Raw genomic sequence first — 12,574 nt, 5'->3', positions numbered from 1 at the left:
GCAAATATTAATTAATAAAGTAAATGTTGAATAGCAATTAATATTCGTCTAAAATTGCTATTAGATAAAATGTGGATTATATATATGTTTAACTGAAAGAAGGTTTTTACAATAAATATGAATAGTATGTTTGACTTCACAAAAAAAGTTAAAAGAAAAGTTAATCGTAAATTAAAAACTGAAAAGCAAAAGGCTAAAGAGTATATTATCAATAATTTACTTCATTACGGCGAATTAATCGATATAATTGAAGATGGCTTGAATATTATGTTTAAAATTAAATATTCAAGTAAGGTATCAAATCAGAAAAATGTAAAACTTCTCTTTCATACTAAAAACGGTGAGGTATTTCACAAAGCAGAGAGTATTATAAAGGAAAAGTCTTCAAATATATACGAATTTATTATACCCAAAAATGATTTTGATTTACCATCCAATAAACGGACATACCATGTTTCCATACTTGTTGGTAAGAAAAGGGTAAGAGTTCGGTTCGGAGATGAATTTATTTATAAAGACTTTCAATACTTTCTAAGTAATACTCATTTATTTTTACTTAGATGGGATAGACATAATCGAGTGTTCTTTAAAACAAGTTATCTAAATGGAGAAATGAAATCTGTTTATGATATCCCCAATACAATTGAATCTATTCAACATGAAGAAAATTCAATTAAATTAAGTGGCTTTATTGATAATAGCATTTTAGACAAGGAAATATTAAAAGAGCAATTCTTCTTGGAAATCAGAAGGCCTAATGGTTATAGTGTTAAAGCACCTATGTATATAAATGGAAAGCAATTCAAAGCAAATATTGCATTGGAAAACAGTACCTTTGCTGTTAAAGGGAAATGGAAGTTTTTTATTACCGTTGATTATGACACCCAAAGTTTCCGTTTCCCTATGTATGTAAGAAACGAAAAAATGAAAGAAAATACTATTGAATTTTTTATTCCTACACATCGTGAGACGATGCATTTTCGGACTAAAGTCATAAATGGAAAGATATTTTCATATACAAGATATTTATCTATTCGACCTAATACAATTAATTTTATAAGAAAAGAGAAAAAAATCACATTAACAATTGAAAGTTCGAAGGATAAATTAAGCATTCTTGATGAAAAAGCAACAGATGTATTTTTACGCCTTAGACAAAGGGATACAAATGAATTTACTAGCATCAAGATGTTTAGAGAAGTAAAAGAAGATACAGTCTTGATATACACAGAATTAGACTATGCTATATTAGGTTTTGATGCACTTGATAGGCCGAGAAGGTGGGATTTATTTATTGGTATTAAAATAAATGAATCTCAATATATCGATTTTAGAATTGTGGATCAGAATATAAATAAAGTAAAAGATGAAACAACATATGTATTCGAGAATCACATGGATTGTTATTTCTATGAATTTTATGGTACTCGATACAATAAACTTTCACTAGTATATTCTCGTGCAAGTTTGAACAAGTTTGTTAACAAATTCTATATTCAAAATCATCATTTTAACTTAGAAGGACAAATATATTTTGATTCGAAATTCGTAAGAGAAGATTTAAAGTATCAGCCTTTTGTAGAATTAATTAATAGAAGGAATATGGAAAGTGTTAGATATGAAGTGGAAGTTAAAAATGGAAAAGACTTCAAGGTTGCGATTCCGACAAATGAACTAAGTTTAATTGTTGATGAATTTAAAGAGATAATTGACTTTTATTTAATATTAGAAGGAGAGTCACTCTTTAGAAAAGTAAAGTTAGGATTAAGAGATTATACGTATTTCAAAGATAAGGTATTCCTTGATTTCACTTCAAAGAAAGATAATCAAACTTATGAGTATAATCTAACAACCACACCGAAAGGGAATATCAAATTCGAAAGCTTTATCTTTGAGACTAAGCTTTATAAAGAAATGAAATCTATTTCTGATGCATCTCAAAGTAAAGAAGTATGGCTTGTTGGTGAAAGGCCTGATACAGCTCAAGATAATGGGTATAGATTTTTTGAGTACTGTCGTAATCATTTTCCTGAGTTAAAGATTTATTATGTTATTGATGGAAAATCACCTGATATTGAGAAAGTTCTAGCATTAGGAAACGTGCTGGAAATAGGCAGTATGGAACATATTAAAAAAAGCTTACAGGCAAGTGCATTTATTGGTACTCATGATTTGGATTATATACTTCCTTTTAAAGGAATAAAATATGAGAACTATAGAAAAGCAAAAAAAATCTTTTTGCAGCATGGGGTTTTAGGTAGGAAAAATGTTCCATATCATAAGGTTTACTATGAATACCCTTTTGATTTATTCATTGTTTCATCCCAGGCAGAAAAAGATATGGTCGTAGAGCAATTTGGATATAATGAAGACGAAGTGGTAGTTACTGGTTTAGCTAGGTTTGATAAGCTCCAAGAAAATCATCATCCAAAAAGAGAAATACTACTCATACCTACATGGAGAGAGTGGATAAATAGTGAGGAAAATTTAATCCAGTCTAGTTATTTTGAAAAATACATTGGATTTATTCAATCTCAAGAATTATCTTTGATGCTAGAAAAATATAATTTGAAATTGAATTTTTATCCTCATTATAGAATGCAACAATATATTAAAGATCATGTTCCAATGAATAATGACAGAATTAAACTTGTTGAATTTGGAGAAAAAAGTGTTCAGGAGCTTTTGAAGGAAAATTCAATTATGGTAACAGATTATTCTTCGGTTTCATTTGATTTTACTTTCTTAGGTAAACCTGTGATATATTTTCATTTTGATTCCGATTTGTTTTTTGCAAACGGCATATTAAGACCAATAGAAGAAACTTTTCTCGGAGATATCGTTACTTCACATGAAGAATTAGTCGAAAAAATTGAAGAAGCAGTTTTAAGGAATTTTAAAGAGAGACCAGATATTTTGTCACGAAAATCTGATATATTTTCTGTGTTAGATAATAATAATAATGATAGAATCTATAATTGTATTAACCATTTGAGCAAATAGTAAAAGAAGATGGGGAATTAATAGGTATAAGAGAATTTATTTGGCAAAAAGCTAAATAACTTATTCCCCATCTAGTTTTTTGGGAGGAAATTTTGGTGATTAGGAAGTTGATTACAAAGGTGAAAAGGCACCGTATTATAAAAAAAGCTTATCAAATAGCTTTTAAAATAGTAGGTTTATTACCAAAAAAGAATAACCTAATCATTTTTGAAAGTTTTTTGGGTAAACAGTTTAGTTGTAATCCTCGTGCGATTTATGAGTATATCGAAGTAAATTACCCTGATTATGAAATGTATTGGAGTGTAGATCCAAGATACTCAGCTTCTTTTCAAGTAAAAGGGGTTAAAACAATAAACCGTTTTTCTATACCGTGGCTTTTAAAGATGGCCAGAGCTAAATATTGGGTATTTAATAGTAGAACGCCTTCTTGGATTCCGAAACCTAAGAATACAATATATTTGCAGACATGGCATGGTACACCGTTAAAAAAACTTGCTGCTGATATGGAAGAAGTGCATATGCCTGGAACCGATACGGATCGTTATAAGCGAAATTTCTTAAATGAATCTGGGAAGTGGGATTATTTAATTTCTCCAAATCGATATTCAACAGATATTTTTAGAAGAGCATTTGGCTTTGATAAAGATATGATCGAGTCTGGGTATCCAAGAAATGATTTTTTACTATTAAATAATGGAAAAGAAGCAGTTATTAATGGAATAAAAGAAAAATTAAAAATACCCTCTAATAAGAAGGTTATTTTATATGCTCCAACTTGGAGAGATAATGAATATTATAGTGTGGGTAAATATAAATTTAACCTAAAATTAGATTTAGAAAAAATGAAAAAAGAATTAGGTAATCAGTATATTATACTTATGCGAATGCATTATTTAATTGCGGAAAATATGGATTTATCTATGTATGAGGAATTTGCAAAAGATGTATCAAGTTATGAAGATATAAGAGAATTATATCTCATATCAGACATCTTGATTACGGATTATTCATCAGTGTTTTTTGATTATGGAAACTTGAAACGCCCAATGATTTTCTTTACCTATGATATAGATAACTACAGGGATCAGTTAAGAGGATTCTATTTTGATTTCGAAAAAGAAGCACCAGGCCCATTAGTTAAAACAACTTCAGAAGTGTTAAAAGAAATTAAATTAATAGAAGATGGTAAGAAGCTAGATGAAAGTTTTGAACCCTTCTTTAATCGATTTTGTTATTTAGAGAATGGGGATTCAAGTATGCAGGTAGTTAAGAAGGTATTAAAAAATAATGAAAGTTAAGAAACCTCGATTTGGGGTTTCTTTTTTTATAATCAAGACTAAAGAATTATAATATTTTTTGTATCAAAAGGGCTATAAACTATAATAAATTGTAAAACCATAAGACTAATTGTCGATATTAAAAGTAATGCTGGTTACTAGTCAATGGCTTTGGTAAAGTGAATTTTGTGAGTTTAGGAGGTGTAGAGTTTTATTTAGTATTAGGTGGGCGTGTAGAGGAAATCTCTTATGATAGCTACCGGTTTTTTGAAAAACTAAATATTTGCTTCAAGTGTAAATCTGATAGTTATGTAAGGACCGCTACATGTATCCCTAAGATAAAGTATAGATTTACATGGGGGAAAAGTAGTGAAAAAAATATTTGTTAGTTTTTTAGTCTTGCTATTAATTTTACAGAGTATACCACAGAATATTTCGTTTGTTAAAGCGGAATCTCTACCTGAAACATATGAGGCAATGGTATTTGCTGAAGAAATTGATGGTGATATTTCTGTCTACGAAGAAGAAAATAGTGAATCAGAAGTTTTATTTACTATAAAAGATGATTCTGAAGTATTGGTATTAAACTGGGGACAATATTTTTCCTTTGTAGAATATTCTTTTGAGGATGAAACAGAAACAAAACAAGGTTATATAGAGAATAGTAGAATTGTAGAAAAAGCGGAAGCGAGTGAATTCCGCGAAGCAAGGCTATTTGTTTTAAACAATCATGATGAAGAGGCAAAGAATGAGCCGGGCGAAACGGAAGAAATCGATGGGGCTGAAGACCATGAGGTTCCTCAAAACAACTCACAAGAAAACTTAGATAAAAGTGAGGATTCAACAGTAGAGGAACCTGAGGACAACGCTTCCTCTTTAGAAGAAACTGACTCTATTGAGATGGAAGAAAGTACACCAAGTGAAGATATCGATGGAGAATTGGAAGTTAGCCAAGAAGAAAAAGAAGAGGTTGTAGAACCGAAAGCAAGAATGTCTACATTTGCTGCGACTGTCAGTAAGCCACTTTATGGTATTGCACTAAAAAGCCCGACAGTAGTTTATGAGAGTACTAATCAAGGTGCCAAGTCTTTAAAAAGTTATTCACAAGGGTCAATCTTAAAGTATGAAACGTATAATAACAATTGGTACAGTGCGATTGTATCAGTAAATGGAAAGTGGCGTGACGGTTTCATTAAAAAGACAGATGTAGAAAACATTCAAGAGAAAAAAGCACTTCAAGGTATAGCAACTACAACAACAAAGGTTTACTCTAAAGCATCACAAAATGCAAATGTGCTAAAGTCATATAGCTCTGGTAGCATTTTGCAGTATAACACTTTAACATCTAATTGGTATGAAGCTACAGTATATGTGAATGGTAAAAGGGAAACTGGTTATATTTTTAAAGGTGATGTAGAAAATATTAATTCTAATTCTGTAGAGCATCAGGGTGTAGGTATACAATCACCTACTAGAGTTTATCAACAAGCAACTACAAACTCTAAAACTTTAAAAACTTATCCAAGAGGAAGTATCTTGAAGTTTCAAAGTTTTTCTTCTGGCTGGTATTCCGCTACTGTTTACATCAATGGTAAGGCCACAAGTGGCTATATAAAAGCATCGGATGTTTCATTAGCTACAAATAATCCTGAAACATTATATGGCATAGCATTGAAAGACTCGGTGAGTGTATATAAAAGTGCATCAAGTGTAACTAGCACTCTTAAGTCGTATACTAAAGGAACATTATTACAGTTTGAGACTTTTATTACAGGGTGGTATAAGGCTACCGTTTATATTAGTGGTAAACCGCAAATAGGTTATATCAATGCATCAGATGTGGAAATTCCCGTGAAAAATCCTGCTCGTTACCAAGGGGTTGCATTAAAATCACCTACTGCTGTATATAAAAAACCTAATTTATCTACAGGTAAATGGAAATCATATAAGGTAGGTAGTATCCTGGAATATGAGTCATTTATTAATGGATGGTATAAGGCAACGGTCTATGTGAATGGGAAAAAGCAAACAGGTTATATCGCAGCTAGTCATGTTGAAAATACAACACAAACGTCTAAGGAAGTACAATTATACGCAGTGCCAGACACTTTAAATGTATATACAATTGCTTCTAAATCATCTAATGTAATTAAGAAATATAAACAGGGTGATTTATTAAAAGTCAATAACTTTACTTCAAACTGGTACAGAGCAACTGTATATGTAAATGGGAAGAAATATACAGGCTATATCCACAAAGATGACCTCAGTACAGAAAAACCAGGTTATCTCAATCTTGACTTAAGAAAACCAGCAAAGCTGACTGTACAGGAAATCAAAGCTTTATTTGATCGCAAAGGTCATGGGGATAGTAAGTTAAAGGATTATGCCCAAGAATTTATTAATGTTCAAAATAAATATGGGGTAAACGCAACTTACTTAGTAGCGCATACAATTTTAGAGACTGGTTGGGGAAAGCAATCCAACTTGTTCGATTATAAAAATAACTTATATGGATACGGGGCGTATGATGTTTGTCCATTCACTTGCGGTTACTATTTTGATAGTGTAGAAGATAGTATTAGTAATGTAGCGTACCAAGTGAAATCCGATTATTTAACTCCTAATGGTAAATGGTACAATGGACCAGACTTAATTGGCATGAATGTAAAATATGCAACGGATAAAGATTGGCAAAATAAAATTGCTCGATTAATGGAAGATTTACAGCCGTATGATGCTAAGTACTACTCGTCTACAAATGTTGTAACGAGCAATGGTCCTGCACCATCAGGTAATTGGAGTAGGGATATTCCAGCAGGCAAGCCATATCCATCAGATGTTGTTAAAAACATGCCGGCTGGTACGAAGGCAACAATCAACACCAATGCGAATTGGAGATCGTTCCCTTATGTGAATAATAATAGTAATGTCATTGGCACATTAAAAGTTTCAACTGAAGTGATTGTATTAGGATACAACACGGATGTAAAATCTAATGGTAGTTATCCATATGATACAACTTGGTATCGCATTTCAGTTAATGGTAAACAAGGTTGGATTTACGGTGACTATTTAAACTTTACAAATGCAAAACAAGCTAAAGTTTATACTTCTTCTTATGATTTACTGCAGCAATTCAAATAATGACTATACCGAGGGGAATACCCTCGGTTTTTTTGTGTTTACATGTTTCTCTTTTCTAAAAGAGTACGGGAAAATCTGATGAACATATTTTGCACCTCTTATAGTAAATTCCCAATTTCCTCACATACTAAAACCATACAAATTCCACCAGTGAGGTTGTTTATTTATGCTGAAGACTGAAAAGAGAAATAAGGTGTTGTGGCTGAGTATGCTTTTTTTGTTATTACAGCCAATTATTGATGTGCTTACATCTTTGTCTATTCGTTTGAATGATCAAGCATTTACGCTTGGTTTAGCGATGCGTTTTTGTTTTTTAGTATTTATATGTGCTTACTTATTATTTACATCATATGTAAGAAAACCCGTGATTTTAGGCTATCTGTTGTTATTTGGCTTGTTTATTGTGATTTCGATTGGGGTTCAGTTTACGATGAAACCTGTTTTTATGTGGGGACCTGAGCTGAAATGGTTAATGAAAAATGTTTATTTTGTTGTCTGTTTTCTATTCTTTCTAGTGGCTTTTCGCAGAGGGTTTAGGATTTCTCCCCTCTATTATTTGATGATAGCTGTGATTTTGACTGGGGCGATGATGACGGTGGCGGGGCTTTCTGATACTGCGTTTCCTAGTTATGATTATTGGAAGAGTGGTCATGTTGGCTGGTTTTATGCTGGCAATGAGATTGGTGCCATTTTGGCTATGGGGTTACCGGTTGTATTGTATTTTGCCTTAAAAGGTTCGTGGTGGTTAATGGTAGGATTACTCACGGTTATGTATGGGTTGCTGGCTTTAGGGACGAAAGTGGGTTATGGGGCGATTTTGATTACATTGCTTATCAGCATTGGTACCTCTATTGTTCTTCGTTTGGTAAAAAGAGAATACATACAAAGAACTAAATTAGTTACACTTGGCATTTTGTTTGTTGTTTTTATTCTTATGACACCATATACCCCAGTTGCCCATAACATGGAGCTACAGCTTGATTGGCTTGGTGTTTCAAAAGAAGAAGGGAATACGCAAGTGATGACAAGTGAACAGAAGGATAACATCGTCTATAGCGGCAGGGAAACTTACTGGGAAGAGTATCAAGCTTATTTTCAAGAGGCGCCATGGATGCAAAAACTATTTGGCATGGGTTATGGTGGCAACTTTACGGATGAAGCCAAAACGATTGAGATGGATTTTTTAGATTTATTTTATTCCTTAGGAATGATAGGGTTTAGTTTATATTTGCTGCCCTTTGTCTATATGCTTTGGCAATTGATTAAACAAGCATTTCAAAATATGAAACGATTGATGGACTTAGAGGTCATTTTAGTACTCACTGGAGTAGCTCTAGGTCTTGGGGTCGCTTTTATCGCTGGTCATGTATTAACAGCACCTGGTGTGAGTATTTATTTAGCTGTATTAATGGCTTGGCTAGCCTGTGGAATCCAATCCGTGCGGCTTGAGAATTCTATGAACTAAGAATTCTCAGCTGCAAATTTCGAATGAACGCATTTTTTAAACAAACGTTTGATTGATTCTGTTAGGGCTTTCTCTTGAGTGTCCTAGCCCATTCAGCGAACTTTTCCATTTCGGATATTCTCAATAATGTAGCCACTAGTATAGTGAAAATGACGGCGGTGAAGGTTGTCACTGATATCGACAGCAGTGCTGGTAAGTAGGAATGATAGAGCTTATGTAAGCCGAAAAGACCGCCAGTTACGAGTAAGAACATCGTGAATACTTTTCCTTGAGAAAATAATAAATCCTTCATCTCTTGTCTCGGTATGTCTAATTCCTTCCGTAAAAAATATAGCAAAACAACCGTCTGTGAGACCATGCTGATAGAAGTAGCCAAGGCTACACCACCAATACCCATTAAAGGTGTTAAAATCAAACTAAAAATGATATTGACGATAATAGAGACGATTGCAGCTATCATGGTCATTTTCTCATTTTGTAAGGCAATAAACGAACGATTTAAAAATTCCTTTAATGCGATGGCGATCATACCGATTGTATAAAAGAAAAAGGCAATGCTCGTTATAGTAGTAGCGTTCGTATTGAATGCGCCTCTCTCATAAGCTACTTCAATCAATGTCCGGCTTTCTATTAACATGACCGCACTAATAGGTATGCCGACTAAGCTAATAATCGTCATACCGCTAATGATTAGTGGAGTAAGCTCATTCTTATTCTCTGCCGCCGTATCAATAATGGATGGAAACAACACGGTGATAAAGGATAGGAGAATGATACTTAACGGCAGAAACATCAGCTTGTTTGCATAGTTTAAGGCTGAAACGCTACCATCTATCAGTCCAGATGCAAAAAAGCGATCAATGACTGTATTAAACTGAAAAGCAATGGACGTAATAATTAATGGCATAAAAGAAAAAAAGGTTCTTTTAATGAATAGAGAATAGGTTTTAAAATGAAAATTAAGTCGAATTACTTTATACTTCTTTATAAACGGGTATTGTACAAGAAATTGACTAATGGCTCCTAACAAAGTGGCAATGGCTACACCGTATATCCCATAGAACTGTGAGAGTACGACAATACTAATGATAATCAGGATATTTTGCGGGATGGCTCCCATTGCGGGTGGTGCGAATTCCTTTTCGTATTCTAAAATGCCAGTTGAAACGGCAGATAAAACGTAGAAGCAGAAGCTTGGTAGCATGATAATCGTTAATACATTTGTTACATACCACTGTTCTTCGGTAAACCCTGGTGCCATCCATTGGGTAATGATAGGGGTGAATAGAATTGCGATGACAGTAATCGCTAATGCAAGAATGAGGAATAAAGTCGTAAGTACCCCTACTACGTTTCGTGCTTCGAGTGAATGCTGTTTTTTTAATTCAGCATATAGAGGGATGATACCAGTTGTAATGGACATGCCAACTGCTGAGAATAATAAAACAGGGATAATGGATGCTACAAAGTAAGCATCAGCCACTGTTGAAGTACCGAAATAAGAGGCCATAAGCAATTCTCTTACAAAACCTAGAACCTTACTAATGATTGCAATACCTGTTATGAGTCCCGCAGCTTGGATAAGCTGTTTTTTCATCATGAATCTCCTTTAAGGAAAAGTGCTTTTTATTATTAGTATAATCAGAACGGTGTAAACTAAAACACCGACTATTAAGATAAAGATTGAGGTTATAAAATGAGTCATGATTACGTAAATATACTTGGGGTTCCCTTTATTAATACAAGCTTTGCAGAAATGGAATCCATTTTAACCAACCATATAGATAAACAAGAAAAAACATTTGTCGTGACAGCGAATCCGGAAATCGTTATGTATGCCAAAGAGAATAAAGATTATCAAAAGATTATTCAATCAGCTCATTACGTGGTGCCTGATGGTAATGGGATTCTACTTGCTGCTAATATGCTTCAAAAGCCGATAAAAGAGCGTGTAACAGGCTTTGATTTAACAATGTCCTTATTAGAAGAAGGAAATAAAAAAGGCTGGCATGTATATCTTCTCGGAGGAAGGGAACAAGTAAATAAAAGAGCAGCTGAAAATATAGAAAAAGATTATCCGGGAATTAACCTTGTCGGTAGACATAATGGTTATTTTGATTGGGAAGATGGGCAAGTGGCTGAAGAGGTAGCAGCTTTAGCGCCAGATATTGTCTTGGTTGCTTTAGGCTTTCCACGTCAGGAAGAATGGATCACCACTAATTATCATCGCTTCTCTAAAGGGTTATTCATGGGGGTCGGTGGCACGATTGACATTATATCTGGTGAAATGAAACGAGCGCCTGAATTTTGGCAAAACCTTAAGTTAGAGTGGTTTTATCGCCTATTGAAGCAGCCCTCTCGTTGGAGAAGGGTGCTCGTTTTACCTCAATTTGTGAAGCAAGTACGGCAATCCAGAAAGCGAGATTGAAGTAAAAATCCCTAGAATCTGCAACTATTTTCTAAGCTGTTCCGTCTGATACTATGAAGAAGGATGGAATATCAACGATGAAAGTACTCCATTTAAATGCAGGGAATGATACAGGTGGGGGCATGACACATATTCTTGATTTATTAGAGAATAGTGACCCTTCTGTTTTTACGCTAGGGATTTTTGAACCTGGACCGATTTATCAGAAGGCATTACAGCGAGGGATTCGCGTAAAGCTTTTCGCTACGAAAAAAAGATATGATCTATCAGTCATCCAACGTTTAAAGAAATATATTGAATTAGAACAAATGACGATGATTCATACACATGGTGCGCGAGCAAATCTTTATGGTTATTTGCTAAAAAAAACCTACCGAGAATGTAAGTGGGTGACAACATTACATAGCAATCCCTATGATGATTTTCTTAATCGGGGCTTGAAAGGAAAAGCCTTTACTAAGTTGCATTTATGGCTTTTGAAGCACCCTGATTATTATTTCGCCATTTCTAATCGTTCCAAAGAGCTCTTGCTCTCACATGGTGTGGATGGGAGTAAAGTGAAGACTATTTTCAATGGCATAGATTTTAATAGACAGATGCAGTCTTGTACGCTTGAACGTAAAGGGTTAGGCCTTGAGGCGAATGATTTTGTAATTGCTATGGTGGCGAGACTCACACCTGTAAAGGGCCATCGGATTGCCTTAGAAGCCATCAGCCGTGTCATGGCTAAAGCACCTCAGGTCAAACTCCTTTTAATAGGAGATGGCTTTTTAGAACAAGAATTAAAAGCTTTTGTGAACAACAAAGGATTAGCTAAACAAATTAAATTTTTAGGATATAGACAGGATATTGATGCCTTATTACAAATTTCAGATCTTCATCTATTATCATCATTAAGTGAGAATTTTCCAATTGTCTTATTAGAGGCAGCAAGAGCGAAAAAGCCGGTGATTTCGACCGATGTTGGTGGGGTCTGTGAATTGATTCCATCGAAAGATTATGGCTGGCTTGTTCCAGTGAAAGATGTCGACGCATTAGCGCTAGCAATTGAAGAGGCGATCAATGCCCATTATGTAGGTTCCTTGAAAAAAATTGGAGAAAATCTCTATAAACATGCATCAAGGTGGTTTAGTGTGGAGCATTTTCGGGAAAATGTGATGGACGCCTACAAAAATTGGACATAAATATTGCGGATTTTGTCAAAAAAAGTACCTTTTTAAATGGTACAACTATGATATAATAGGTTCGATATAC

The 12,574-nt window shown here is 34.0% G+C and carries 6 protein-coding genes and 1 pseudogene; 6 read left to right on the top strand and 1 reads right to left on the bottom strand.

The window, feature by feature from the left end; translation table 11 throughout:
* Nucleotides 1-117 precede the first annotated feature (117 nt).
* The 4 genes and pseudogenes from MHI57_RS12220 to MHI57_RS12205 all read left to right on the top strand — a co-directional run bounded on the left by MHI57_RS12220 (nt 118) and on the right by MHI57_RS12205 (nt 8,892).
* Nucleotides 118-3,003, top strand: coding sequence for a CDP-glycerol glycerophosphotransferase family protein (locus tag MHI57_RS12220; RefSeq protein ID WP_340976532.1), 2,886 nt, complete (start codon nt 118-120; stop codon nt 3,001-3,003).
* A 101-nt stretch (nt 3,004-3,104) separates the two neighbouring features.
* Nucleotides 3,105-4,301 (top strand): annotated as a pseudogene (locus MHI57_RS12215) (CDP-glycerol glycerophosphotransferase family protein); the annotation flags it as partial.
* A gap of 348 nt (nt 4,302-4,649) precedes the next feature.
* Nucleotides 4,650-7,427, top strand: coding sequence for a glucosaminidase domain-containing protein (locus tag MHI57_RS12210; protein ID WP_340976530.1), 2,778 nt, complete (start codon nt 4,650-4,652; stop codon nt 7,425-7,427).
* Between the two features lie 166 nt (nt 7,428-7,593).
* On the top strand, nt 7,594-8,892 hold the full coding sequence (locus MHI57_RS12205) for an O-antigen ligase family protein (protein ID WP_340976528.1): 1,299 nt from the start codon (nt 7,594-7,596) through the stop codon (nt 8,890-8,892).
* A gap of 61 nt (nt 8,893-8,953) precedes the next feature.
* On the opposite strand, the gene murJ is transcribed toward MHI57_RS12205, so the two are convergent.
* On the bottom strand, nt 8,954-10,489 hold the full coding sequence (gene murJ, locus MHI57_RS12200; protein WP_340976526.1) for a murein biosynthesis integral membrane protein MurJ: 1,536 nt from the start codon (nt 10,487-10,489) through the stop codon (nt 8,954-8,956).
* Between the two features lie 99 nt (nt 10,490-10,588).
* Between murJ and MHI57_RS12195 the strand changes: the two genes are divergently transcribed.
* Nucleotides 10,589-11,320 carry a WecB/TagA/CpsF family glycosyltransferase gene (locus MHI57_RS12195; RefSeq protein WP_340976525.1) on the top strand — a complete coding sequence of 244 codons (732 nt, stop codon included), beginning with the start codon at nt 10,589-10,591 and terminating at the stop codon, nt 11,318-11,320.
* 77 nt (nt 11,321-11,397) lie between these two features.
* Complete coding sequence (locus MHI57_RS12190; RefSeq protein ID WP_340976523.1) at nt 11,398-12,504, top strand: glycosyltransferase; 1,107 nt, start codon at nt 11,398-11,400, stop codon at nt 12,502-12,504.
* Nucleotides 12,505-12,574 lie beyond the last annotated feature (70 nt).

This window comes from Cytobacillus sp. FSL K6-0129 (assembly GCF_038007625.1).
Lineage (GTDB): Bacteria > Bacillota > Bacilli > Bacillales > Cytobacillaceae > Cytobacillus > Cytobacillus kochii.
The sequence above is the reverse complement of the archived record's forward strand: the minus strand, read 5'-3'. Positions and strand labels throughout refer to the sequence as shown.

Bases quoted from the DNA above. Each gene is read 5' to 3' on its own strand.
- MHI57_RS12220 (WP_340976532.1), top strand. From the start codon at position 118: ATGAATAGTATGTTTGACTTCACAAAAAAAGTTAAAAGAAAAGTTAAT.
- MHI57_RS12205 (WP_340976528.1), top strand. From the start codon at position 7,594: ATGCTGAAGACTGAAAAGAGAAATAAGGTGTTGTGGCTGAGTATGCTT.
- murJ (WP_340976526.1), bottom strand. From the start codon at position 10,489: ATGAAAAAACAGCTTATCCAAGCTGCGGGACTCATAACAGGTATTGCA.
- MHI57_RS12195 (WP_340976525.1), top strand. From the start codon at position 10,589: ATGAGTCATGATTACGTAAATATACTTGGGGTTCCCTTTATTAATACA.
- MHI57_RS12190 (WP_340976523.1), top strand. From the start codon at position 11,398: ATGAAAGTACTCCATTTAAATGCAGGGAATGATACAGGTGGGGGCATG.